General features: G+C 71.6%; 22 protein-coding genes and 1 pseudogene. 8 read left to right on the top strand and 15 right to left on the bottom strand.

Features of this window, described 5'->3' with window-relative positions:
* Positions 1 to 35: 35 nt before the first annotated feature.
* Positions 36 to 2,009 (bottom strand): phosphocholine-specific phospholipase C, encoded by a 1,974-nt coding sequence (locus ADK64_RS26985; protein WP_234384711.1) that lies wholly within the window; start codon positions 2,007 to 2,009, stop codon positions 36 to 38.
* 29 nt (positions 2,010 to 2,038) lie between these two features.
* Complete coding sequence (locus ADK64_RS26980; RefSeq protein WP_053662912.1) at positions 2,039 to 3,808, bottom strand: hypothetical protein; 1,770 nt, start codon at positions 3,806 to 3,808, stop codon at positions 2,039 to 2,041.
* A 460-nt stretch (positions 3,809 to 4,268) separates the two neighbouring features.
* On the opposite strand from ADK64_RS26980, the gene ADK64_RS26975 reads away from it, so the two are divergent.
* Both ADK64_RS26975 and ADK64_RS26970 read left to right on the top strand, forming a co-directional pair.
* Positions 4,269 to 5,306, top strand: a complete 1,038-nt coding sequence (locus ADK64_RS26975) for a phosphatidylinositol-specific phospholipase C domain-containing protein (RefSeq protein ID WP_053662910.1) — start codon at positions 4,269 to 4,271, stop codon at positions 5,304 to 5,306.
* 94 nt (positions 5,307 to 5,400) lie between these two features.
* Positions 5,401 to 5,955, top strand: coding sequence for a glycoside hydrolase family 25 protein (locus tag ADK64_RS26970; RefSeq protein ID WP_053662908.1), 555 nt, complete (start codon positions 5,401 to 5,403; stop codon positions 5,953 to 5,955).
* Positions 5,956 to 5,966: 11 nt separating this feature from the next.
* On the opposite strand, the gene ADK64_RS26965 is transcribed toward ADK64_RS26970, so the two are convergent.
* From ADK64_RS26965 to ADK64_RS26955, 3 genes are all read right to left on the bottom strand, one after another.
* On the bottom strand, positions 5,967 to 6,629 hold the full coding sequence (locus ADK64_RS26965; RefSeq protein ID WP_053662906.1) for an NADPH-dependent F420 reductase: 663 nt from the start codon (positions 6,627 to 6,629) through the stop codon (positions 5,967 to 5,969).
* A gap of 268 nt (positions 6,630 to 6,897) precedes the next feature.
* Entirely contained in the window at positions 6,898 to 7,110 is a 213-nt protein-coding gene (locus ADK64_RS26960) for an EF-hand domain-containing protein (protein ID WP_053662904.1), read from the bottom strand.
* 59 nt (positions 7,111 to 7,169) lie between these two features.
* The gene (locus ADK64_RS26955) at positions 7,170 to 8,081 is read right to left on the bottom strand and encodes a MerR family transcriptional regulator (protein ID WP_053662902.1); all 912 of its coding nucleotides are present in this window, start codon (positions 8,079 to 8,081) and stop codon (positions 7,170 to 7,172) included.
* A gap of 48 nt (positions 8,082 to 8,129) precedes the next feature.
* Here ADK64_RS26955 and ADK64_RS26950 point away from each other — a divergent pair, with 48 nt between their 5' ends.
* Positions 8,130 to 8,756, top strand: coding sequence for a GNAT family N-acetyltransferase (locus ADK64_RS26950; RefSeq protein WP_053662900.1), 627 nt, complete (start codon positions 8,130 to 8,132; stop codon positions 8,754 to 8,756).
* Positions 8,757 to 8,771: 15 nt separating this feature from the next.
* Here the strand turns inward: ADK64_RS26950 and ADK64_RS26945 are convergent, their stop codons facing one another.
* From ADK64_RS26945 to ADK64_RS26920, 6 genes are all read right to left on the bottom strand, one after another.
* Positions 8,772 to 9,959: a beta-propeller fold lactonase family protein gene (locus ADK64_RS26945; RefSeq protein WP_053662898.1), complete on the bottom strand. Its 1,188-nt coding sequence runs from the start codon at positions 9,957 to 9,959 to the stop codon at positions 8,772 to 8,774.
* Positions 9,959 to 10,771, bottom strand: coding sequence for a polysaccharide deacetylase family protein (locus ADK64_RS26940; protein ID WP_053662896.1), 813 nt, complete (start codon positions 10,769 to 10,771; stop codon positions 9,959 to 9,961). Before ADK64_RS26940 ends, ADK64_RS26945 begins: the two co-directional genes overlap by 1 nt.
* Before the next feature lie 85 nt (positions 10,772 to 10,856).
* The gene (locus tag ADK64_RS26935; protein WP_053662894.1) at positions 10,857 to 11,360 is read right to left on the bottom strand and encodes an ATP-binding protein; all 504 of its coding nucleotides are present in this window, start codon (positions 11,358 to 11,360) and stop codon (positions 10,857 to 10,859) included.
* A 299-nt stretch (positions 11,361 to 11,659) separates the two neighbouring features.
* On the bottom strand, positions 11,660 to 12,427 hold the full coding sequence (locus tag ADK64_RS26930) for an enoyl-CoA hydratase/isomerase family protein (RefSeq protein ID WP_053662892.1): 768 nt from the start codon (positions 12,425 to 12,427) through the stop codon (positions 11,660 to 11,662).
* A gap of 80 nt (positions 12,428 to 12,507) precedes the next feature.
* On the bottom strand, positions 12,508 to 13,740 hold the full coding sequence (locus tag ADK64_RS26925; RefSeq protein ID WP_199829716.1) for a L,D-transpeptidase: 1,233 nt from the start codon (positions 13,738 to 13,740) through the stop codon (positions 12,508 to 12,510).
* Positions 13,741 to 13,902: 162 nt separating this feature from the next.
* Complete coding sequence (locus tag ADK64_RS26920; protein WP_078992851.1) at positions 13,903 to 15,126, bottom strand: L,D-transpeptidase; 1,224 nt, start codon at positions 15,124 to 15,126, stop codon at positions 13,903 to 13,905.
* A 223-nt stretch (positions 15,127 to 15,349) separates the two neighbouring features.
* Between ADK64_RS26920 and glgX the strand changes: the two genes are divergently transcribed.
* From glgX to ADK64_RS26895, 5 genes and pseudogenes are all read left to right on the top strand, one after another.
* Positions 15,350 to 17,611: a glycogen debranching protein GlgX gene (gene glgX / locus ADK64_RS26915; RefSeq protein WP_063789953.1), complete on the top strand. Its 2,262-nt coding sequence runs from the start codon at positions 15,350 to 15,352 to the stop codon at positions 17,609 to 17,611.
* A 106-nt stretch (positions 17,612 to 17,717) separates the two neighbouring features.
* A complete protein-coding gene (locus tag ADK64_RS26910) occupies positions 17,718 to 18,239 on the top strand; it encodes a SigE family RNA polymerase sigma factor (protein WP_234384710.1) in 522 nt (173 codons plus the stop codon).
* 10 nt (positions 18,240 to 18,249) lie between these two features.
* Positions 18,250 to 18,780 (top strand): hypothetical protein, encoded by a 531-nt coding sequence (locus ADK64_RS26905; RefSeq protein ID WP_053662886.1) that lies wholly within the window; start codon positions 18,250 to 18,252, stop codon positions 18,778 to 18,780.
* Positions 18,781 to 18,822: 42 nt separating this feature from the next.
* A pseudogene (locus ADK64_RS26900) lies at positions 18,823 to 19,638 on the top strand (dolichyl-phosphate beta-glucosyltransferase); the annotation flags it as partial.
* A 29-nt stretch (positions 19,639 to 19,667) separates the two neighbouring features.
* Complete coding sequence (locus ADK64_RS26895; RefSeq protein ID WP_053662884.1) at positions 19,668 to 20,909, top strand: glycosyltransferase family 39 protein; 1,242 nt, start codon at positions 19,668 to 19,670, stop codon at positions 20,907 to 20,909.
* A gap of 15 nt (positions 20,910 to 20,924) precedes the next feature.
* Here the strand turns inward: ADK64_RS26895 and ADK64_RS26890 are convergent, their stop codons facing one another.
* From ADK64_RS26890 to ADK64_RS26875, 4 genes are all read right to left on the bottom strand, one after another.
* A complete protein-coding gene (locus tag ADK64_RS26890) occupies positions 20,925 to 21,569 on the bottom strand; it encodes a response regulator (RefSeq protein WP_053662882.1) in 645 nt (214 codons plus the stop codon).
* Positions 21,559 to 22,809 carry a sensor histidine kinase gene (locus tag ADK64_RS26885; RefSeq protein WP_053662880.1) on the bottom strand — a complete coding sequence of 417 codons (1,251 nt, stop codon included), beginning with the start codon at positions 22,807 to 22,809 and terminating at the stop codon, positions 21,559 to 21,561. Before ADK64_RS26885 ends, ADK64_RS26890 begins: the two co-directional genes overlap by 11 nt.
* 62 nt (positions 22,810 to 22,871) lie before the next feature.
* Positions 22,872 to 23,606 (bottom strand): ABC transporter permease, encoded by a 735-nt coding sequence (locus ADK64_RS26880; protein ID WP_053662877.1) that lies wholly within the window; start codon positions 23,604 to 23,606, stop codon positions 22,872 to 22,874.
* Positions 23,603 to 24,523: an ABC transporter ATP-binding protein gene (locus ADK64_RS26875; protein ID WP_053662875.1), complete on the bottom strand. Its 921-nt coding sequence runs from the start codon at positions 24,521 to 24,523 to the stop codon at positions 23,603 to 23,605. The genes ADK64_RS26880 and ADK64_RS26875 overlap by 4 nt, the downstream gene beginning before the upstream one ends.

Raw genomic sequence — 24,523 nt, 5'->3', positions numbered from 1 at the left:
GCGAAGACGACCGCCCGATCCCGCCCGGCGCTGTCTCAGCCCGTGTGCACGGTTCCCGCGTAGCGCTGGGCGAACCGGGTGCCGGTGCCCGCGGTGACCGTGAAGTCGTAGCGGCCCTCGTCGGTGTCCCAGGTCAGGCGGGTGTGGTCGCCGGGGCCGAGCCACACGGTCCGCTCCTCGCCGGCGAAGTCGTTCGGCGTGATGGTGAACGCCGTCTGCGTGCCGCCGGCGTTGCGCAGCTCCAGTTCCACCGTGGCGTGCTCGGGGCGTCCCGGGGACCGGAGGGTGGCCTCGACCGACGGCACCGCCACATCGTCCTGCCCGGCGCGGACGACCGTGCCGGAGAAGCGGCGGACGAAGCCGTCGGCGCCGTACACGGAGAAGTCGTAGCGGCCGTCGGTGGCGGCGGCGTCCCAGACGTAGGCGCGGGACGAGTGTGCCGGGACCGTGAACGGGGTGCCGGTGAAGGGCAGGGCGAGGTTCGGCAGCACGGTGAAGTGGTAGCCGGCGCTGCCGCCGTTGGTGAGGGTGCAGGTGACCTTGCCGGTGGCCCGGTCGACCCGCACGTCGGCCCACGGGCGGTACGGCAGGGCGCGGTGCGGGCGGGCGCCCTTCTCCTGCTCGGGCATGGACTGCTGGTCCGGGACCGGGACCGCAGGCAGCTTGTCGCCGGCGTCGGCCTTGGCCATCAGGGCGACCGTGTCGGGCAGCCGGGGGATGCTGTAGTCGGGCTGGGCGAAGTCGAAGCAGCTGGTGAGGTCGCCGCAGACGGTGCGCCGCCAGTCGGAGATGTTGGGCTCCTGCACGCCGGTGACGCGCTCCAGGAAGCGCAGTACCGAGGTGTGGTCGAAGACCTGGGAGTTGACCCAGCCGCCGCGCGACCACGGCGACACGACCCACAGCGGCACCCGGCTGCCCAGGCCGATGGGCTTGCCGTTCGCGAACTCGTCCTTGGTGCCCGGCTCCGGGTACGGCGGGATGACGTGGTCGAAGTAGCCGTCGTTCTCGTCGTACATGAGCAGGAAGACGGTGTGCTTCCACACGTCGGGGTTGGAGAACAGCGACTGCAGCGCGGTGTCGACCCAGTGGGCGCCGTAGTCGGGGCTGGCGTTGGGGTGCTCGCAGAACAGGTACGGCGCCACCAGCCAGGAGACGGTGGGCAAAGTGCCGTCCTTGCAGTGCTGGTCGAAGGCCGTGAGGTCCCACTTGGTCATCGCGTTGACGTACCGCGGGTCGTCCTTGGGGAACTCGTGGAACTGCTTGAAGTACGACAGCGCGTTGTCGTCGTAGTCGCCGTTGCGGTCGTCCGAGCCGTCGGGGTTGTGGTAGACGCGCCAGGTGATGCCGGCCTTCTCCAGGCGCTCGGCGTACGTCGTCCAGTCGGCCACCGGGTTGTTCGTGACCGGCGTGTTGTCGGTCCAGGGGCCGGTCGTGCCGTCGACGCCGGGGCCGGCGGTGCCGGTCCACAGGTAGAGGCGGTTGGGGTCGGTGGGGCCGTTCAGGGAGCAGTGGTAGCCGTCGCACAGGGTGAAGGCGTCGGCGAGGGCGTACTGGTAGGGGATGTCGTCGCGGGTGAAGTAGCCCATGGTGTGCTCGCCCTTGGCCTGCACCCACTTGTCCATGGCGCCGCCGTTGACAGCCGTGTGACCGGTGTCCCAGTCGTGCGGGAGGCCGGCCGCGTTCTGCGCGTTGTACTTGGTGGTGTCCATGCGGAAGGGCAGGAGGTAGCCCTCCTCGCGGCCGCGGTCCGGCTGGCGGAACACCGAGTCGCCGTTCGAGAGGACCGTCGCCTGGCGGTCGTCGAAGCCGCGGACGCCGTTCAGGGTGCCGAAGTAGTGGTCGAAGCTGCGGTTCTCCTGCATCAGGATGACGACGTGCTTGACGTCGGCGATGCTGCCGTGCCGGGCGCCCGCGGCCTCCGCGGTGCCGGGTATGCCGGCGGCGAGGGCGGCTCCGGCCGCGGCGGTGCCGATGAAGGAGCGGCGGCTGATCTCGGGCAGGGGGGTCATGGGAGAGAGGTCCTTCGGTTCGTCGGGGGTCAGCCGCGGGCGGGCAGGGAGAAGGTGACGACGGCGGCGGCGTGGTCGGAGGGCCAGCCGTTGTCGGTGGTGTCCGGCACCGGGCGGGGCCAGCCGGTGAAGAGGCTGTGTGCCTCCTGGACCTTGAGCCGCCCGGCGAACTGGATCTGGTCGATCCGGTCCTGCGGTTCCGCCCCGTCGCCGCCCTCGCGCTGCGCTCTGACGGGGGACCAGGTGTTGCCGGGCTCCTTGACCGGGCTGGGGTGGACGTCGCGGAAGGCGTCGACGAGGCCCCCCTTCTCCAGCGCCTCCGTCACGGGCCAGCGGACCCGGCCCGCCCCTCCGTGCGCGGACGCCGTCCGGCTCGTCCAGTCGTGGTGGGAGGGCGAGGCGAGTCCGGCACCCAGCACGACGGGGGTGCGGGAGTCGAGGTCCGGCCGCAGGGCGGCCAGCAGCGCCTGCGCCTGCCGGTAGCGGACCGTGCCCCGCTCCGCCGTCTCGACCTGCGCGGGTGTCCGCCCCGCCGCCAGCGCGTACGGCCCGTAGTCGGCCTCGTCCAGCTGGGCCGTCCACAGGCGTACGGTGCGGGCGCCGGGCAGCTGCAGCGTCGCCGCCGCGGCCGGGAGTGCCGAGGTCGGGGCGGTGACGTCGGTGAGCGGATAGCGGCTCACGATGCCGAGACCGCCGGCCTGGTGGACGTGCCAGCCCAGCGCTGCGGCGAGGTTCTCGGCCCCCTTGTCACCGCATTCCTGGAGCGCGACGGCGTCCAGGCCCTGGGTGCACACCAGCCGCAGCTGCTTCTCCAGGAATCCGCCGACGTGGCTGCCGGCGTCCCAGAGGTTGAGCGTGGCGACCTTCAGCCGCAGCCGGTCCCGGGAGGCACGCACGGGCACCTGGACGGTGACGGTGTCGCTGCCCACGGCGCTGTCGGTGACGGCGGCCACCAGCCGGCCGGGCCTGCGGGGCGCGAAGAGCGGGGCCTTGCCGCTGACCGTGCCGTCGGGGGCCACCGACAGCCAGCGGTCGCCCCCGACCCGCCGGAAGGTCGCGCTGCCCGCGGCGTTGCCCTCGGGCCGGATCCACAGACCGCCGAGCCGGACGGCGAAGTCCTCGCCCGCGGTCTGCGGTTCGGTGGTGAGCGCGTCCACGACCGCGTGCGGACGCGGGATCACCGGACGGACCAGGAAGCTGAACGGGACCGTCCTGGCCAGGATGCCGTAGCCGTCCTTGGCCAGCAGGTAGGCGGTGTACGGGCCGCCGCTCAGGCCCGAGGTGTCGATGGTGACGTCGCCGGTGACGCCGGGGGTGTACTGCCAGGCGAGCGAGGAGCCGTGCCCCGGCTGCCGGTCGCCGTCGTACACACCGATCCAGTTCTTGGCGTCGGGTGTGTCCGTCGTCCAGTGGAAGGAGAGCTTGTCGCCCTCGTGCGGGGCGGGGGTCTCCAGCTCGACCGAGTCGCCGACGGGGGTGCCGTCCGCGAAGCTGAACGGCCCGGTCTTGGCGAGGACGCCGTAGCCGTCCTTGGCCAGCAGATACGCGACGTACGGGCCGCCGCTCAGACCGGAGGTGTCCAGGGTGTTCTGCCCGGACGTGCCGGGCACGTACGTCCACACCAGCGAGCTGCTGCCGGTGGCGGGCAGTCGGTCGGCGGGGTAGACGCCGAGCCAGTTCTTGGGGTCGGGGGCGTCGGTCGTCCAGGTGAAGGCCAGTCTGTCGCCGCGCTGCGGGGGCGTCGTGGAGCCGAGAGCGATGGTGCTCCCGGAGCCGGCGGCCTGCGAGAGGGATGACACGGTGTTGGGTCCTCTCCGCCCCGGGCACCGCCGTGACGGCACCCAGGTGAGCAAAGTTGTCTATATAACTTCGCCCTCAGGAAGCCGTCCTTCGGCAACGCCCCCGTGAACACGAGATTGCCGCCGCCCGGGGCACAGAGGGAAATCTCAAAGCTTCCCGCACGGGCCGAAAGACCGACGCCAGACCGAAGAAACACATGTGACCTGCACTTTCTCTCGATTGCCAGCTTCCGTTACGCCACCCCGAGAGCATCTGGGGCCCGGTCGGCCAGATCGTCGTCCCAGGGGCACGACACCGTGCACGCCTCGGCCGCCGACAACCGCACTGTGCACAGCAGAGGGGTGTGGCGGACACAAGTAGACGGCGTGGGACGGCTGATGTTCCGCCACGAGCTACCCCTCAGTAACCGCTTCCCCCTACGCTGCCGCCAACTCGACTGCGACGAAAGGGAGTTCGGACATGCGGGCGATCAGACGACTGGCGGCACTCGTGGGGGCGGCCGCACTGCTGGTGGTGGTGCCGGGCAACGCGCACGCGGCGTCGGCGAAGTTCTCGGAGACGACGGCGATCGGGACGCACAACGCGTACGACAAGTCCAAGTACACGTACTTCGCCCAGGCGCTGGACTCGGGTGCCTCGCTGCTGGAGATCGACATCTACGCGGACAGCCTGAGCAGGCGCTGGCGGGTCAGCCACAGCAACCCGCTCGGCGACGACAACAACTGCGAGGACGCGAAGACCCCGGGCGAGCTGTACAGCAAGGACCGCGACCAGGACTTCGGCAGCTGCCTGGACAACATCGCGGCCTGGAACCAGCTCCACCCCGACCACGCGCCGATCGTCTTCAAGATAGAGATGAAGGTCGGCTTCAACAACGACGTCGGCCTCGGCCCGGACGAGTTCGACACGCTGATCGGCCAGAAGCTCGGCAGCAGCGTCTACAAGCCGTCCGACCTGCTGGGTTCGTCGTACTCCACGCTGGACGCGGCGGCGAAGGCGAACGCCTGGCCGGGCCGCGACTCCCTCAAGGGCAAGTTCCTCTTCGAGGTGATCCCCGGCACCGTGGAGATGAACAACCCGTTCGACCACTACTGGACGGACCAGGAGTACGGCGACCATCTGCGCGACCTGTACGCGGCCGGGAACATCGCGCGGGCCGAGGCCTTCCCCGCGGTGCTGGGCGCGGCGGGCGGCGACCCGCGGGCGAGCCGCTGGACCTCCGACACCTCGATCCGCCCCTGGTTCGTGTTCTTCGACGGCGACGCGGCCACCTACGTGAACAACGACTACGACACGTCGTTCTACTCCACGAACCACTACATCTCGATCATGACCGACGCCTACAACGTCTCCCCGGCGATCTCCTCCACCGCCCCGACCGACGCCGAGGTCGCGGCCCGGCTGGCACTGCTGGCCAAGGACCACGCGAGCATCATCACCTCCGACTGGTCGGCGAAGTCGGCGTCGGTCCTCGGCTCGGTGGCCGGCCGAAGCTGACGTTCATGCGTGCGGGACGGATCGGGCGTGCCATCTTGGGGCATCACTCAACCAGCAACTGCCTTCCCCCACCGGCACTTCGAGGAGTCCCCACATGCTCCGCGGTATCGACGTCAGCGCGTACCAGTCGTCCTCGTACGACACGAGCGGCCTCTCCTTCGCCTTCATCAAGGCGACGGAGGGCCATTCGTACGTCAACCCCCACGCCACCGCCCAGGCGAAGACCGCCCGAGACGCCGACCTGGTCGTGGGCTTCTACCACTTCCTGTGGCCCGGCAATCTCACCGCCCAGGCAGAGCACTTCGTGACCGCCGCCCCGTCGAGGGCGGGTGACATCCTCGCCGTCGACTGGGAGACCACCGGCGACGGCACCCACGCGAGCAACGCCGAGAAGGACGCCTTCCTCAAGAAGGTGAAGTCCCTGCGGCCGACTCATCGGGTCATCCTCTACTGCAACCGCGATTTCTGGCTGAACATCGACGGTACGTCCTACGCGGGCGACGGCCTGTGGATCGCCGACTACGTGAGCGCGGGCCACCCGCGCATCAAGGCGAAGTGGCGCTTCCACCAGTACACCAGCGACCCCTACGACAAGGACGTGGCCGACTTCTCGAGCAAGGCCTCGCTGGCGGACTGGGCTACGCCGTAGGGACGGGGCGGTCAGCCCCGGAAAGCCTCCGGGCGTTCCGGGGAGGCCTCGGTGAGTGCCTTCTTGACGGCCTCCGCTCCCGCCTGGAGGCCGTAGACCGGGGTGTCCGGCTGCTGGCGCCAGGAGTCGTCGATGCCGCCCGCGTCGACCGTGTCGAAGCCGAGTTCGTCGATCAGCGTGCGGACCTTGGCCTTGGCCGCCTCGTCGTCGCCGGCCACCGGGAGGGCCATGCGGTCCGGGGCGCCCGCGGGGCGGGGACGGTCCAGGATGTCCTGGGCGTAGGTGCCGTTGAAGGCCTTGACGACCGGGTGGCCGAGGTGCTGCTCGGTCCAGCGGCTCTCGGTCAGGCCCTCGTCCTCGATGGCCGCGATCCGGCCGTCCCGCTGCTGCGGGTAGTAGTTGCCGGTGTCGATCACCGCCGCGTCCTCGGCCACGCCGTCCAGCAGGCCGGAGGGGAGGTCCGGGATCGCCTTCAGCGGGATGGTGACGACCACCACCTCGGCACCCTTGGCCGCCTCCTCGGCCCGGACCGCGCTCGCGCCGGTCTCCTCGGCCAGTTCCCTGAGCGTCTCGGGGCCGCGCGAGTTCGCCACGGAGACCTCGTGGCCGAGAGCGGTGAGCCTGCGGGTCAGGTTGCCGCCGATGTTGCCCGCGCCGATGATGCCGATCTTCATGACAGGCCTTCCGGAGTCGATTCATGCATGTGCATGCGTTCTGTCGTCCGCGACAACTCCTTCCGCACCGGGCCTATTCCTGACCACCGGCGATCGGGTGAATCGTGTCCGGGGTCCACGAAGACCCCGGCGATCACCGTCGGCAGGTGCTTCGGCCTGCCGCGGACGCCGGAGCGGCACGAGGGCCGCCGGAGCGTGCGGATCCGGCGCGGCGCATGACGTAGGGGGTGCACCGGCCCGTACGGCCGGCGCACCCCCTACGGGCGGGTCACTTGCTCAGGTAGGCCCAGAACTCGTCGAACGACAGAACCTGGTCGCCGTTGAGGTCCCGCTGCTTGATGATGGCCGCGGCGACCGTCTCCGTGACGTTCCAGTCGCCGGCCTGAGCCAGGGCGGACTTGAACTCTGCGGCGGTGATGAATCCGTCTCCGTCCGCGTCGATCCGCTGGAACTGCTTGCGTGCTTCCTCGATGTCCGCCACCGATCCGCCCCTTTTGTTCGTGTTTCTCGTGCCGTGCTGGCGTACTGACGCTGGTCAGATTAACGGCCCGGCCAGGCCTTCAGCGCCGCGACCACCCAGCCGAACTCCTCCTGGAACCTCGGGGGCTCCTGCTCGCCCTTGATGAGCGCCGCCAACTCGCGGTAGCGGGCGACCTGGTCGCCGAGGTCGAGACCGCGCAGCACGGCCGTGCGGTCGGCGCTCGCGCCGAACAGTTCGGTCAGGACCGCGTCCGCCTCGGCCGACCCGGGCGCCACGCCCCGCTCCCGGGCCGCGCCGGCCAACTCGATCAACCGCTTGAGGAACGCCGCGGAGGATCCGGCCGGGGTGTCGGGGGTGCGGTCGGCGGCGTTGAACTCCATCCTCCTGCGCATCATGGCCCGGAAGTCCGGGTTCTGCAGCAGCTCCGCCAGCTCCACCCAGGCGTCGACCTGCTCCGGGGTCGGATCGTCCGGCAGTTGCACGCCGATGGTACGGGTGCGCTCGCGGATCCAGGGGTCGGCCGTGTCGAGCCCGTGGAAGATCTCCTCCACGAAGTCGTCCACGATCCGCTGCCGCTCCGCGGCCGACAGTCGGGCCAATTTGTTCATCAGCGTCGTCTCCTCTGCGGTCGAGCCTCGCCGGGCGACCGTCGACAGCACGGCCCGGGTCACCTTCAGCGCCCTGATCTGCGCGTCCAGTGCCGCCACGTGGGCGGCCGCCACCTCGGCCACCGAACGCTCCCCGGCCAGCACCACGCGCACGTCGTCCAGGCCGAGCCCCAGCTCGCGCAGCGTGCGGATCAGCTCCAGGCGGGCGACGCCGGCGGTGTCGTAGAGCCGGTAGCCGCCCGAGGAGCGGGTCACCGGGGCGAGCACGCCCTCGTCGGACCAGTAGCGGATGGTGCGCGCGCTCAGCCCGGTGGCCCGGGCCAGCTCGCCGATGGTGAGGAGTCCGGTGCCGTCGTCGGTCATGTCTGGGAGTCTGGGCCTTCCAGTGGGTGGAGACTCAAGGAGCGGGCGTTGGCGACGTTGCGGGACATCCTGGATGCGGCGGCCCTGGGCGTCTTCCCGCCGGCCGACGGCCGTACGGTGGTCGTACCGCAGCCGTCGCCCCGGGACGCGGGCGTGCTGTCGTTCACGGCCCACGCGGTCGTCTTCACGGACGAGGATCCGGCCTGGGTGCACGACGCGCTGCGCACCCTGGACCTCGATCCCCTGTCGGCGGCGACGAGCCCGCGCTTCCTGACCGCCCTCATGGACCGTACGGGCCGTGCGTGTGAGGTCGTCGACGCGCTGCTGGTGGCCGGCCCGCTGTCCGGGGAGCCGCCGCTCGCGCTGAAGGAGATCGAGGACCCCGCCCATTCCCGGGTCGCGTACGCGCGGGTCCGGCGCGACGACGTGCGTGCCTGGTCGGCCGGGGGCGGGGTGCTGGTGCTGGGACGCGGGGTCGCCGGGCGGCTGGAGGTGTCGGTCGAAGTGGACGAGCGCGTACGGCACCGGGGCCTGGGGCGGCTGCTGGTGACGGCCGCCCGGCACCTCGCCGGCGAGCCGCTGTGGGCGCAGGTATCGCCGGGGAACGCCCGCAGTGTGCGGGCGTTCCAGGCGGCCGGCTACCGCGCGGTGGGCGCGGAGGCGCTGCTGCTGTAGCGGCGCCCGCCGGGCTCAGCGGAAGATGCCCGTGTGGCCGAGCGAGTAGCGGCCGGGCTGGGGATAGACGGCGAGGCCGTGCGGTCCGCTGCCGACCTTGATGCGGGCCAGTTGCCGGCCGGTCTCGGTGTCGATGGCGTACACCTCGGAGTTGTAGCGGCCGGACAGCCACAGCACCTTGCCGTCGGCCGAGACACCGCCCATGTCGGGGCTGCCGCCGCCGGGCAGCCGCCACTTCTTGGTGAGCTTGTTCCGGGCGAAGTCGAAGACGGAGATGGAGCCTTCGCCCCGGTTGGAGATGTACATCTCACGGGAGTCGCGGCTGATGTAGAGGCCGTGGGCGCCCTTGCCGGTGGCGAGGAAGCGGGGCCGGGTGAACTTGTCGCCGTCGAGGATCCAGAGGCCGTTGGCCACCATGTCGGCGATGTAGAACAGCCTGCCGTCCGGGGAGATCTTGACGTCCTGCGGCATCGCGCCGCGGAACGGCAGCTTGCGGTGGTCGATGACCTCCATCCTCGCGGTGTCGACCTTGAGGAGTTCGCCGCTGAACTCGCAGGAGACGATGAAGTAACGGCCGTCGGGCGAGAAGTCGGCGTGGTTGACGCCGTAGCAGCTGACCGGCAAGGCCTTGACGACCTTCATGGTGTGTGCGTCGCGGAAGACCAGCTGGCGGTCCATGGAGGCCATGACGACGGCGTACTTGCCGTCGGGCGTGAAGTACAGGTTGTACGGGTCGTGCACGGCGACCGCCCGGCCGGCCCGGCCCGTCCTCGGGTCGATGGGCGTGAGGCTGTTGCCGAGGTCGTTGTTGACCCAGAGGGTCTTCAGGTCCCAGGACGGCACGACGTGCTGGGGCTGGCGGGAGACCGGGATGGTCTCGATGACCTTGTACGTCTGCGGGTCGATGACGCTGACGGTGTTGGAGTTGGTGTTGGGGACGTACACCCGGGACGGGAAGTCCTTGACGACCGGCGAGAGCTGGTCCGGGCGGTCGGCCGAGTAGAGGTCGGCGGGGTCCTCGACCGGCGGCATCCCGGGCAGCACGTTCACCCGCTGCTGGTTCACCCGCGGCTGGACGGCGGCCTTGCTGCCGAGGGCCTCGTTCCGTTGCGTCTGCGAGCCGGAACTGCACGCGGACAGCAGCGTCAGGGCGGTGAGGGCGGCGCCGGCGGCCAGCAGCCGCGCGGCTTTCGTGGTTCGCATCAGCTCAGCAGCTCCGTGGTGGTGACCGCGCGCAGTGCGCGGCGGTCGAGTTCGTGGAGGACGTCGGGCAGGGCGGCGACGGTGTCCGGATACCCGAAGTGCATGCTCACCACCGACCCGTTCCGCACTTCGGCGAGAACCTTGCGGGTGACGGCGGCGGCGCCCGGACGGGTGTAGTCGAGCGAATCGACGTCGTACGACAGCACATGCGGGTACCCGGCGTCGCGGGCGAGCCGGGCGACCAGCGGGGAGGCGGTCGGCGACCGGGAGGGGCGGAACCAGGTGCCGATGGATCCGGTGAGCCGCTTCAGCCGGTCCGCGCAGTCGGTGATCTCCTTGCGGGCGTCCGCCTCGGCCATCTGATTGACGGAGACGTGCCGCTGGGTGTGGTTGCCGAGGTCGTGGCCGCCGTCGAGGATCCGGCGGGCGACGTCGGGGTGTTCGTCCAGCCACGTGCCGACGGCGAGCACCGTGAGGCGGGAGCCGTGCTTCTCCGCCGTGTCGAGCAGGGAGTGGGCGATCGCGGGGTCGCCCTGACCGTGGAAGGTGAGGGCGACCTGGGGGCGGGTGCGCGGGCCGTGGGTGATCTGGGCGGGTTGGCCGGGATAGGCGCGGGGAGCGGGGGCCGTGCGGGCACTGGCCGCGGAGTGGCCGGCGGCGCGGGCGGCGGACGGGGAGGACGACGGAGAGTGCGGGGTGGTGGTCGGGTCGGTCCGGCCCGCACCGCAACCGGCGGCGAGCGCGCCGCCGGCGACGAGTCCGGCGCCCGCGCGCAGCACCCCGCGTCGGTTGGTCGTGGTCACCCGCACCATTTAAGGGGTGATTGGTAAGAAAACCACCGATTAGCCCGATTGAGGGATGATTTCGGGTCGCGGCAGCGCCGATTCCACTCCTGCGCTACCGGTCGGCCACCCGCATCTCGAACCATGTGGTCTTGCCGCGCGGCAGCAGGTCCACGCCCCAGCGATCGGAGAGCTTGTCCACGAGGAACAGTCCGCGACCGCTGACGTCCAGCTCCTGAACCGGCATCAGACAGGGCAGCCCCCGTGAGGGGTCACGGACCTCCACCCGGATCCAGCCGGGGCGGCGGCGCATCCTGAGGCCGAAGACACGGGCGCCGGTGTGCCGTACGGCGTTGCCGACGAGTTCCGACACGAGCAGGACGGCGTCCTCGGTGAGCTTGGGGTTCAGCCGCCAGGTGCGCAGGACGACGACCTGGGCGAGCCGGCGGGCGGTGGCAGCGGATTCCGGGCGGGACGGCAGCGGGACCTCCGCCTCCGTCGGGTTGCCGAACAGTTCGAGCGCCTTGAGCGCCTGTTCGTCCTCGACCCCGGGCGACCAGCGTGCCGCGGCCGCACGACTGTGTCCCCGCGGCTGTTCGATGCCCTCCAGCCCCGCCATGCCCCCATGATGGCCGCCCTGAGCCGCGTTGGGGGCCGTTCCGCAGGAATACGCCCCCCGCACGCCCCCGCCCTCACTCCTGCGCGCGGCATATGCCGACGGCACGTCGACGTCCGATGCGGCCCGGTTGACCTGCGCGAACGGCTCACTTCCGGGCAATCGTCAGGCTCCCTCGACAGAGCAGGCTTAAGGTTGCCTTAAGGCTCCCATAATCCGCCCCATCGAGGGACCCGGATGAGACGACGCGTCAATTACAAGGCGACCAACCGGAGTTGCCGGGAAGTTCACACCGCCGACGGTCAGCGGAACTTGGCCTTGCCGGGCCCCTCCTCCACGAAGCTGCGCATGCCGATCTCGCGGTCCTCGGTCGCGAACAGCCCCGCGAACCAGTTCCGTTCGACGGCGAGCCCGGTGTCGATGTCGGCCTCCAGCCCGGTGTCGATCGACTCCTTCGCCGCGCGCAGGGCGATCGCGGGGCCCTGGGCGAGCTTCGCGGCCCAGGCGTGCGCCTGCTCGTACACCTCGGCGGCCGGGACGACCCGGTCCACCAGGCCGATCGCGAGCGCCTCGTCGGCCCTGACCTGACGGCCCGTGAAGACGAGGTCCTTGGCCTTGGAGGGGCCGATCAGCCGGGGCAGGCGCTGGGTGCCGCCGGCGCCCGGGATCAGGCCGAGCAGGATCTCGGGCTGGCCGAGCTTGGCGTTGTCGGCAGCGATGCGGAAGTCGGCGCACAGGGCCAGTTCGCAGCCGCCGCCGAGGGCGTAGCCGGTGACGGCCGCGACGACGGGCTTGGGGATGCGGGCCACGGCCGTGAAGGCGTCCTGCAGGCCGCGGGAGCGCAGGATCATCGCGGTGTGATCCATGTTCTGCATCTCCTTGATGTCCGCGCCCGCCGCGAACACCCGCTCACCGCCGTAGATCACCACGGCACGCACGTCGTCGCGCCGTGTGACCTCCTCGGCGAGCTCCTTCAGCCGGTCCTGGGTGGCGACGTCCAGCGCGTTCATCGGCGGACGGTCGAGGCGCAGGGTGCCGACGCCTTCGGCGACTTCGAGATTCACGGTCATGGGATGCAGGTTAACGGCCACTAACGACAACGGGCCCGGTGCCGTCCGTCACAGCACCGGGCCCCTTCGTCAGTGAAAAATCACTTCTTCCAGTCCGCCCACGACATGTTCCAGCCGTTGAGCCCGTTGGACGGGTCCACCGTGTGGTCGTTCGAGTGCTGGACGACGACCACGTCACCGATCAGGGAGTGGTTGAAGAACCAGGCCGCCGGGACGGAGCTGTCGTAGCCGCCGCGCACGTCGCGCAGGCCGACGCAGCCGTGGCTGGCGTTGTAGTTGCCGAAGGCGTCGCCGCCCCAGTAGTTGCCGTGGATGAAGGTCCCGGAAGTGGTCAGGCGCATGGCGTGCGGGACGTCCTTGATGTCGTACTCGCCGCCGTAGCCGACCGTCTCGCCGTTCATGCGGGTCACCGAGAGCTTCTCGCTGATGACCATCTGGCCGTTCCAGGTGTCGTAACCGGCCTTGCCGGTGGTGACCGGGAGGGTCTTGATGACCTTGCCGTCCTGGGTGATCTTCATCGTGTGCTTCTTGGCGTCCACGACGGAGACCTGGTTGCGGCCGATCGTGAACTTCACGGTCTTGTGCTGCTTGCCGTAGACGCCGGCGCGGCCCTCGACGCCGTCGAGGTCGAGGTCGACGGTGACCTTCGTGCCTTCCTTCCAGTACTTCTCGGGGCGCAAGTCGAGCCGGTCGTTGCCGAACCAGTGGCCCTCGACGTCCACCGCGGGCTGCGTCGTGATCTTGATGGCCTTCTCGACGGCCTGCGGATTCGTGATGCCCCGGGTGAAGTTGACCGAGAACGGCATGCCCACACCGACGGTGGAGCCGTCCTCGGGGGTGAAGGTGCCGAGGAAGGTGTTCTTCGGGGTGAGCGTGGTGAAGGTGGAGTCCTCGGCGGACTCACGCCCGTCGGAGTCCTTCGCGACCGCGTGCACCGTGTACCGGGTGGCGGCGGCCAGATGGGTCGACGGCGTCCAGGACGCGCCCCCGCCGGTGAGGGTGCCGTCGACCTTCGCACCCTTGGCGTCCTTGACGGTGACCTCGGTCAGCTTGCCCTTGGCGACGTCGACCTTGAGCGCGCCGCTCGTGTCGACGCCGGTGGCACCGGACTTGGGCGATATGGTGACCGCCGCCGTGGACTGCTGCTTGCCCTGCTGGGTACTGCCGCCCTTGCCGTCGCCCGCGCCGGACCCCTTGCCGCCGCCCCCGCCGCACGCCGCGAGGGACAGCACCAGGGCGCCGGTTATCAGCGCCCACCCTGTACGGCCCCGCCGCCCCGCCGCCGACGCCCCCGATATTGGCCGCTCGTTCAAGTCGCACTCCCCTCGCCGGACCCGACCTGGTCAGGCCCGCTCCCCACCACACTGGTGCGCGCATATTAACCGCCTGGTTTTGAGCGGGGTGTCAGGCGAATGTCACCGTTCCGTCGCAACTTCCGCCTGGCGCCGCCGCCCCAACCCCGGCCCCTCACCGGGTTACTTCACCGCACTGCCCGCGTTCCACTCCTCCCAGGCCATGTTCCAGCCGCCGAGGCCGTTGTCGGGGGCGACCGTCGTGTCGATGCTGTGGACGACTTCGACGACGTCACCGATGAGGCTGCGGTCGAAGAACCAGCCCGCGGGAGTGCCCGAACTGCCGCCCCTGACGTCCCGCAGCCCCACGCAGCCATGACTGACGTTGACGTGCCCGGGGGCGTCCGGCGACCAGTAGTTGCCGTGCAGATAGGTCCCGGAGTTGGTGAGCTTCATGGCGTGCGGGACGTCGGGGATGTCGTACTCGCCGCCGAAGCCGACCGTGCGGCTGTTCATCCGGGTGATGTCCTGCATGTCCATCACCACCATCTTGCCGTTGTACGTCGGGTTCTCCGGGGAGCCCGAGGTGATCGGCACGGTGGCGAGCAGCCGGCCGTCGCGCCGTACCTCCATGGTGTGCTTCGCCGCGTCCACCAGGGAGACCTGGCTGCGGCCGACGGTGAAGGCGAAGGTCTTGTCCTGCAACCCGTAGACGCCGGGCGCCCCCGGGACGTCCCGCAGGTTCAGGTCGACGGTGACCTGGGTCCCGGGTTTCCAGTACTGCTCGGGGCGGAAGTCCAGACGGTCCTTGCCGAACCAGTGCGGACGGATCTCGACGGGCGGCCGCGCGCTGACCCGCACGGCCTGCTCGACGGCGGCACGGTCGGCGATCTCCCGGCTGAAGGCGAGGGAGACGATCATGCCGGTGCCGACGACCGCGCGGTTCTCGGGGGTGACGTAGGCGATGAACCGCTGGGCGGGGACGAGCGTGGTGAAGGTGGTGTGCCGGGCCGAGCGGCGGTCGTCGGAGTCCCGCGCCACCACGTCGACGGTGTACTGGGCGGCGAGCGCGAGCCGATCGTCGTCGGGCCGCCAGCTCCGTCCGTCGGCGCTGATCCGTCCCGGTACCGGGGCGTCCTGCGCGTCCTGCGACCTGACGACGCGCACCTTCTCCAGCCGCCCGTGCGGCACCCGGATGCGCAGCGGCTGATCGGGGCGGACGCCTTTGCCGCCGTCGTCGGGGCTGACGTGGATGACGTCCTGCGGTGCCGGGGCCTTGCCGAACGCCCCGTCCAGCCCGAACGGTCCGGAGCCCCCCGGGGAACAGCCCGCCAGTAGTGCCGCCCATGTCAGTACCGCGGCCAGCGCGGCGCCCGCGCGCCGCGCGCGTCCTTGTACGTGCCTCACGCGGGGCTCAACGACCGGGCACGCTCGGGGGAAACGTGAGTGCGACGCACGCACTGGGCAGAAGACAGGGAAGGACGACACGTTGGGGAGCCGCCGCGCCCGCGTCGGAGCCGTCGGGGCGCGGCCGTACCGGATCGCCGAGGGTGCCTGCCGGCCTGCTCGGCCATCCGGTGCGGCCGACTGCGCCGCCCCCGGGCCGAGCCACTGAAAGAGGGGCCGACAGGTGACGAGCGCAGCGGAGCAGCGGGCACCGGCCGGGGAGCCGACCGCCGGGGCCGGGCAGCCGGCGGCCGTGAAGAACGGCGTCCGGCACGCCGTGCCGCCGGCCCCGATGGTCTGGCCGGGCGCGCCGACCCCACTGGGGGCCCGGTTCCGGGTCGGCCCGGAGGGGGTCGCGGGCACCAACTTCGCGCTGTGGGCGGCCGGGGCGGAGGCGGTCCGGGTGTGCCTGTTCGACGAGGGCGGCCGCGAGACCCGCGTCCCGCTGACCGAGCTGACGCACGAGATCTGGCACGGCTTCGTGCCGGGCGTGATGCCGGGCCAGCGCTACGGCTACCGGGTGGACGGCCGCTGGGACCCGTGGACCGGCGCCCGCTGGAACCCGGCCAAGCTGCTGCTGGACCCGTACGCGCGCGCGGTGGACGGAGCCAGGGGAAATGATTACAGCGCGCTGCCGCCGGAGGTGTACGGGCACGTCCGCGACTGGCCGGAGCAGTACGTGGCCGACACCGTGCGCGACGACCGGGACTCGGCGCCGTACGTGCCGAAGGGGGTCGTCGTCGACGATGACGACGACTGGGAGGACGACCGGCGGCCGAAGACCCCGTGGGCCGACTCCGTCATCTACGAGCTGCACGTGCGCGGCTTCACCCGGCTGCACCCGGGCATTCCGGAGGAACTCCGCGGCACCTACGCGGGGCTGGCCCACCCGGCCGCCGTCGAGCACCTGCTCAGGCTGGGCGTCACGGCCGTCGAACTGCTCCCCGTCCACCAGTTCGCGCACGAGGACCACCTGCTGCGCCGGGGGCTGCGCAACTACTGGGGCTACAACTCCATCGGCTACTTCGCCCCGCACGCCGCCTACGCGGCCTCGGGCACCACGGGCCAGCAGGTCGGCGAGTTCAAGCGGATGGTCCGCGCGCTGCACGCGGCCGGCATCGAGGTCATCCTCGACGTCGTCTACAACCACACGGCGGAGGCGGGCGAGCTGGGCCCCACGCTCTCCCTGAAGGGCATCGACAACCGCGGCTACTACCGCCTCCAGGACGACGCCCGCCGCTACGCCGACTACACCGGCTGCGGCAACACCCTGCACGTCGTCCAGCCACAGGTGCTGCGGCTGATCACGGACTCGCTGCGCTACTGGGTGACCGAGATGGGCGTCGACGGCTTCCGCTTCGACCTCGCGGCGGCGCTGGCCCGCTCGATGCACGACGTCGACATGCTCTCCCCCTTCCTGGCCGTCATCGCCCAGGACCCGGTGCTGCGCCGGGTGAAGCTGATCGCCGAGCCGTGGGACATCGGCTCGGGCGGCTACCAGGTCGGTGCCTTTCCTCCGCTGTGGACCGAGTGGAACGACCGCTATCGCGACGCGGTCCGCGACTTCTGGCGGCACGCGCTGCCCGACGTGCGCGAGATGGGCTACCGCCTGTCCGGTTCCAGCGACCTGTACGCCTGGGGCGGCCGGCGCCCGTACGCCTCGGTCAACTTCGTCACCGCGCACGACGGGTTCACCCTGCGCGACCTGGTGTCGTACCAGCGCAAGCACAACGAGGCCAACGGCGAGGACAACCGTGACGGCACCGACGACAACCGCTCCTGGAACTGCGGGGTGGAGGGCGAGAGCGACGACGAGCGGGTGGGGGCCCTGCGCCGCCGTCAGCTGCGGAATCTGCTGACGACCCTCCTGCTGTCCACCGGCGTGCCCATGCTGGTGGCCGGCGACGAGCTGGGCCGCACCCAGGGCGGCAACAACAACGCCTACTGCCAGGACAACGAGATCAGCTGGCTGGACTGGTCGCTGCTGGACGACCCGGACTGGCGCCCCCTGTTCGACCTGACCTGCCGGCTGATCGCCCTGCGCCACCGCCACCCGGTGCTGCACCGCCGCGCCTTCTTCTCCGGCCGCGCGCACTCCGCGGACGGCCTGCGCGACCTGGCCTGGTTCACCCCGCGGGGCACGGAGATGACCGAGGCCGACTGGTACGCCCCCGCGGCCACGCTCGGCATGTACCTCTCCGGCCGGGACATCCCGGGCCGGGACGAGCGGGGCGCGCCGATCGTGGACGACAGCTTCCTCGCGGTGCTGCACGCCGGCGACGCCCCGACGGCCTTCGCCCTGCCGGGGCCGCCGTGGGCCGAGCGGTACGAGCTGGTCGTGGACACCTCCCGGGAGGACCAGGCGGAGCCGCCGGGCACGGTGTGTCCGGCGGGGACCGAGATCACGGTGCCCGGTCGCGCGGTGCTGCTGCTGCGGGTGGTCTGAGCCTGTGTGAGACCTGTGCGTGACGCGGATCACGCTCGCCGGGTGCAGCGTTCCAGGTGCTCCAGGGTCTTTCTCCTTGTGAAGACAGCCGGCGAGAACGGGGACCGTGAGGGTGGAGAGGACGGAGCAGGCTCGGGCCGGTGAGTACGACGCGTTCGTGGCGGCCCGCTGGTCGGTGCTGTTCCACCTGGCCCGTCTGCTCACCGGAGGGGACCGGCACCGGGCCGAGGACCTGTTGCAGGAGTCCCTGGTCAAGCTGTGGTTCGTCTGGCCGAAGGTCGCCGAAGAGGCACCGGAGGCCTACGTCCGCAAGGTGCTCGCACGGGCCGCGGCCCGCTCGGCCCGCCGGCGCTGGTGGGGCGAGCGGCCCGTGGAGGAGCTGCCCGAGGTGGCGGCGGCCGGCGACATGTCGGCGACCGTGGCCGAGCGCTCCCGTCTGGAGGCGGCGCTCGCCCAGCTGAGCCCGCAGCAGCGGGCCGCGGTCGTCCTGCGCTACTACCAGGACCTGCCCGACCGGCAGGTCGCGGAGGTGCTGGGCTGCCCGGTGGGCACCGCCCGGTCCCACGCCGCGCGCGGGGTGGCCCGGCTGCGCCGGCTGCTGGCCGACGTCATCGAGCCGGTGGGGTGAGAGAGGACCCATGGAGCACAGGGATCACTTCGAGCGGCAGTTGACGCAGCTCATGCACAACACCCGTGAGCAGACGCCCTTCGACACCGGGCACCGGGACCGGCTGCGCGCGGGCGTACGGGCCCGGCGCCGGGTGCGCGCGGCGCGCCGGGCGGCCGGTTCGGTGCTGGCGGTGGCGGGGCTCGGCCTCGGTCTGTTCCTGTGGCCGCACGGCCATCTCGACGACCGGCCCAGCGCACCGCATCCCCGGCCGGCGACGAGCCCCACGCCCGTCCCGACCACCCCGCCGAGCACCTCCGCGACCCCGAGCGAGCCGCAGTCGCCGCCCGTGACGACCGACTCCCCGCCCCCTGATCCGAGCGCGACCACCTCCAACCCACCGCAGTCGGGCGGAAGTTCGGCGACGTACGGACAGCAGCCACCACCGTCCGCCACGACGTCCCGGAACCCGGACACCACCCCGCCGCCCACGACACCGGTGAGCACCGCCCCGGCCACGCCCTCCGACTACCTGTCATCGGTGATCAGTTCGACCGACTGACTCCCGGCCGCACTCCTCCCCTTCTCCTCCCCTTCCTTCGGCATGCCCGCCGACCGAGAACAAACAGGGACGTACGTGATAAACATCCGACCGGGCCGGTCATCGGCCACAGCCCCGCTGCCCCGGCACACCCCCCTGCCGACGCAGGCCGAGGAGCCCGTCCTGGACGTGGTCGTACCGGTGTTCAACGAGGAGAAGGACCTGGAGCCGAACGTCCGGCGGCTGCACGCGCATCTGCGGGACACCTTCCCGTACCCGTTCCGGATCACCGTCGCCGACAACGCGAGCACCGACGCCACCCCGGGCATCGCCGCCCGGCTCGCCGACGAGCTGCCCGAGGTGATCTCGCTGCGGCTGCCCGAGAAGGGCCGGGGCCGGGCCCTGCGGGCGGCCTGGTCGGCGTCCCCGGCGCCCGTGCTGGCGTACCTCGACGTGGACCTGTCCACCGGACTCGCCGCGCTGCTGCCGCTGGTCGCACCGCTCATCTCGGGCCATTCCGACCTGGCCATCGGCACCCGGCTCGCGCCCGGCGCCCGGGTGGTGCGCGGCCCCAAGCGCGAGGTCATCTCCCGCTGCTACAACGTCCTGCTGCGCTGCACGCTCGCCGTGGGCTTCTCCGACGCACAGTGCGGTTTCAAGGCGGTGCGGCGCGAGGCCGCCGAGCGGCTGCTGCCGCTGGTGCGGGACGGGGAGTGGTTCTTCGACACCGAGCTGCTGGTACTCGCCGAGCGGGCCGGGCTGAGGATCCACGAGGTCCCGGTGGACTGGGTCGACGACCCCGACAGCAGCGTCGACATCCTCGCCACCGCACTGGCCGACCTGCGGGGCATCGCACGGATGCGCCGCACCCTGGCCCGCCGCCGTCCCCGTACCGGACGGGTGCCCGCATGACCACGACACTGCCCCGCACGGACATCACGGACGCCGAACCGCGGCCCGGCTCCCGGCTGCGGACCGCCGCCCGCCGGCAGGGCCCGGTGCTCGCGCTGTTCGGCGCACTGAAGCTGACGGGCTTCCTGTCCTTCATGTATCTGCTGTCCTCGGCCGGGGACTACCGCGCCAAGGACCCCCGGTTCGGCGGCGGAGCGCACGCCTGGGACGTGCTGGCCACCTGGGACGGCTGGTGGTACCAGCAGATCGCCCTGCACGGCTACGACCCGAAGCTCGTTCCGGTCCCCGGCGCCACCGGTCTGATCACGCTGGAGGGCAACTCGGCGGCGTTCTTCCCGCTGTACCCGGCCCTGATGCGGATGGTCATGTCGGTCACCGGCCTCGGCCCGTACGGCGCGGGCATGCTGGTGTCGATCGTCGCCTCGTTCGCCGCCGCGCTCGGCATCTACGCGATCGCCGAGCGCATCGGAGGCCGACGGGCCGGACTCGCCGCCGCCGGACTGTGGGCGGTGTGGCCGGGCTCGGGCGTGGAGTGGGCCGTCTACTCCGACTCCCTCTACGTGGCCCTGGCCGCCTGGACCTGCTACGCGGTCATGACCCGCCACTGGCTCACCGCCGGCGTCCTCGCCTTCGCGGCCGGCCTCAACCGGCCCACGGCGGCGGCCCTGATCGCCGGGCTCGGAGTGGCCGCGCTGCTGTCCCTGCGCCGCCAGGAGGACGGGGTGGCCCGCCCCCTGCTGGCGGCGGCCCTCGCCCCGCTGGGCCTGTTCGGCTACCTCCTGTGGGTCGGCAACCGGATGGGCGACCTGGGCGGCTACTTCAAGCTCCAGTCGGGCGCCTGGGCGCACGAGTTCGACTACGGCAAGCAGACCCTGGACGTGCTGACGTCCGTACCGGTCGGCCACTTCGGCGGCTATCTGTTCGGCTACCCCTTCGCGGACGTGATCGGCGTCGGGGTCGTCCTGCTGGCGTTCGCGCTGCTGCCCCTGCTCCTGCGGCTGCGGCCACCGGCGATCCTGGTCGTGCACACGGTGCTCACGCTCGCACTGGTCCTGGGCAGCCAGCAGATCTTCGCGAACGTCTCCCGCTACCTGCTGCCCTGCTTCCCCCTGTTCCTGCCCCTCGCGCTCGCGCTGCGCCGGCTGACCCTGCCCATGCAGTGCACCCTGCTCGGCATCGCCGCCCTGGCCTCCGGGTCGTACGCGGGCTACGCCCTGTTCGAGCTGGGGGTGCCGTGATCCCGGCGGAGGGGCTCAGCCCAGGATTCCCCGGTCGTACCCCACCGCTACCGCCGCCGCCCGGTCGTTGACGCCCAGCTTGGCGTAGAGGTGGGTGAGGTGGGTCTTCACCGTGGCCTCGCTGATGAACAGCTCGCGGGCGATCTCGCGGTTCGAGGTGCCCCTGGCGACCAGGGTCAGGACCTCGCGTTCGCGGGCGGAGAGCGGTTCGCTCGCCGGGGCGCGGGGGGCGCGGACCGCGTGGACGAGGCGGGAGGCCACCGCCGGGGAGAGGACCGTACGGCCCTCGGCGGCGGCCCGTACGGCGGTGAACAGCTCGTCGCGCGGGGCGTCCTTCAGCAGATAGCCGGTCGCGCCCGCCTCGATCGCGGGGAGGGTGTCGGAGTCGGTGTCGTAGGTGGTGAGGACCAGCACCTTGGCGCGGGCGCCCCGGCCGGTCAGTTCGCGGATCGCGTCGACGCCCGGGCCGCCCGGCATCCGCAGGTCCATCAGGATCACGTCCGGGTCCAGGGCCGTGGCGCGGGCCACCGCCTCGACGCCGTTCGTGGCCTCCCCGAGCACGGTGAAGCCCGGCGCGGACTCGAACATGCCGCGCAGGCCGTCGCGGACCACCGGGTGGTCGTCGACGATCAGGAGGGTGACGGAGGGTTCAGCGGTCATCGCCGACCAAGGGTACGCGAGCCGACACCGCCGTACCGTGGCCCGGCTCGGACTCCAGCGTCAAGGTGCCCGCGATGCGCTCGGCGCGGGCCCGCATGCCGTCCAGACCGAACCCGCCGGTGCGGGTGCGGGGCGGTACGGCGGCCGGCTCGAAGCCCGTGCCGTCGTCGCGGACGTCCAGCGTGACCTCGTCGCCCATGAAGGAGAGCGTGACCCCGACGCGGGTGGCCCGGGCGTGCCGGGAGGTGTTGGACAGGGCCTCCTGGGCGATGCGCAGCAGCGTCGCCGAGACCTCGTCGTGCAGGTGCTCGGCGGTGCCGGTGACCGTGAACTCGGCTCGCACGCCGGTACGTTCGCCCCATTCCGCGACCGTCTCCTTCAGCGCCTCGGGCAGACCGGCGGCCTCGAGCGCCACCGGCGCCAGGTTGTGCACCGAGCGGCGGGCCTCGCCGAGGCTGTGCCGGGCGAGGGCGCAGGCGCGCTCCAGATGGGTGTGGGCGGTGGTCAGGTCGGGGGCGTTCGCGACGACCTGGAGCTGGGCGATGATCCCGGTCAGGCCCTGGGCGATGGTGTCGTGGATCTCGGCGGCGAGCCGGCGCCGCTCGTCGGCGACCCCCGCCTCCCGGGCCTGGACGAGGAGTTGGGCGTGCAGGGCCGCGTTCTCGTCCAGGGCCTGCTGCAACGCCGTGTTGGTGCGCTCCAGTTCGGCGATCGTTCCGGCCTGGGCCCGGGTGAGGGCCTGCTCCTGCCGGCCGAACCGGGTGAACAGGGCGACCATGCCGAGGTTGGCCCCGAACACCACGACGAAGCCCATCCACGCGACCAGACCATGCGGCGGCATACCGCCTATCTCGCTGCCGGCCATGGTGATCGCGGTCAGGACGAGCCCCGGCATGACCAGCCGGCGGGGCAGATGCCGGTCGGCGCTGTAGTAGCCGGCGACGGCGTAGAAGGCGAAGAACGGGTTCAGCCAGGTGAGGACGAAGCCGAAGGCCCAGCGCACGAAGTACAGCGCCGCGGTCGTACCGCCCGGTGCCGGTACGTTCCGCCGCGCCCGCCCCAGGTACAGCTGAAGCGGCACGGCGGCGGCCACCAGCAGGCCGGACGCGTAGAGCTCGCCCCGTGTCATGCCGACCGCGTGGGCCGCGCCCGCCGCCGTCAGGACGCCCACGGCGAGCAGCGCGTAGGGCCCCCAGGAGTCGAAGCCGACCCTGCGCGGCAGTTCCACGGTGTCCGTCATCCCCACAGTGTCCGGCACGGCTCCGGCTCCTTCCCACCCGGTCACCGAGGCGCGGTGCCCGCTCACTCCCAACGGAACCAGCGCGCGGCGGCCGCCGTGAGCAGCACCGTCCACACCGCGAGCACGCCCAGGTGCGCCCAGGACGGCCAGTTCCCTGCGGCAGCCTGGTCCAGGGCTCGGGCCGCCGCGCCGAACGGGGTCAGCTCGACCACCCGGGCCAGCGCGTGCGGCATGGACCGCACCGGGAGCCACACGCCCGCGCAGAACATCATCGGGAAGAACACCGCCGAGCCGATCGCACTCGCGATCTTCGTGGTCCGGGACAACGCCGAGACGACACTGCCGAGGGCGAGCGCGGCCGCGACCGCGAGCAGCAGGGCCAGCAGATAGCCGGCCGGCTGCCCGGGCAGCTTCACGTCGAAGGCCACGCGGCCGACCACGAGCGCGAGCACCGCCGAGGCCAGCGCGACCGCACCCGTCACGACCATCTGTGCCGCCAGCAGGGCCGAGGGACGGACCGGCGTGACGGACATGCGGCGCAGGATGCCCCGCTCCCGGTAACCGGTGAGGACCTGCGGCAGCCCCTGCACCCCGGACATGATCAGGGCGATCAGTACGGCGATGGGTACGTAGGCGTCGACCGGCCGCAGCCCGCCCATCGACTTGTCGGCCTCCCGGAACGACGGGATGGACCCGAGGATCACCAGCAGCAGCGTGGGGAACAGGAAGATCCAGAAAACGGCGGCCGGTTCGCGGCGGAAGAGCCGGAACTCGGTACGCAGTACGGCGGTGTTCACGCGGCGTCCTCCTCGGTGGAGCCCTCGGTCAGGTCCAGGAACGCGTCGTCCAGAGTGGCGTCGAGGACACGCAGCTGGTGGGCGGTGACGTGGTGACGGGCAAGCAGGGTGATGACGGCGTTCACGGTCTCGTCGGTGCCGGAGAGGGTGACCCGGCCGTCCTTGTACTCGATCGAGGCGAGCGCGGGCAGCGCGGCGAGGTCATGCTCGTCCAGCGGTGCCGACGGGGTGAAGCTGATGACGGTCGCGGCCGACGAGCGGCGGATGAGCCCGGAGGGCGTGTCCAGCGCGGCGATCCGGCCCTTGTCGATGACGGCGATCCGGTCGCACAGCCGCTGCGCCTCCTCCATGAAGTGGGTGACGAGCAGCACGGTGACCCCGCTCGCGCGGACGTCCTCGATCAGCTGCCAGGTGTCGCGCCGGGCGCGCGGATCCAGGCCGGTGGTCAGCTCGTCCAACACCACGACCCGTGGATTGCCGACGAGCGCCAGCGCGATGGACAGCCGCTGCTGCTGGCCGCCGGACAGCTTGCCGAACCGGGTGCCGAGCCGGTCGGTCAGACCGAGGCGTTCGGCGAGCGTCCGCCAGTCGGCGGGGCTCGGGTAGAACGCGGCGTACAGCTCCAGCGCCTCCCGCACGGTGAACTTGGCCTGGAGTTCGCTCTGCTGGAGCTGGGCGCCGAGCACCCGTGCGACCTTCTCGTGGTCGGCGACGGGGTCGTACCCGGTGACCCGGACCCGGCCGCCGTCGGGGACCCGCAGGCCCTCGACGCACTCGACGGTGGTGGTCTTGCCGGCGCCGTTCGGGCCGAGGATCCCGAAGATCTCGCCCTCCTCGACGGCGAAGGAGACACCGTCGACGGCGGCCCGGCCGCCGTACGACTTGCGCAGATCGGTGACTTCGATGACGGATGGCAT

Origin of the sequence: Streptomyces sp. MMG1121 (assembly GCF_001280015.1) — a bacterium.
GTDB lineage: Bacteria > Actinomycetota > Actinomycetes > Streptomycetales > Streptomycetaceae > Streptomyces.
This window is presented reverse-complemented; position numbering and strand designations above follow the sequence as displayed.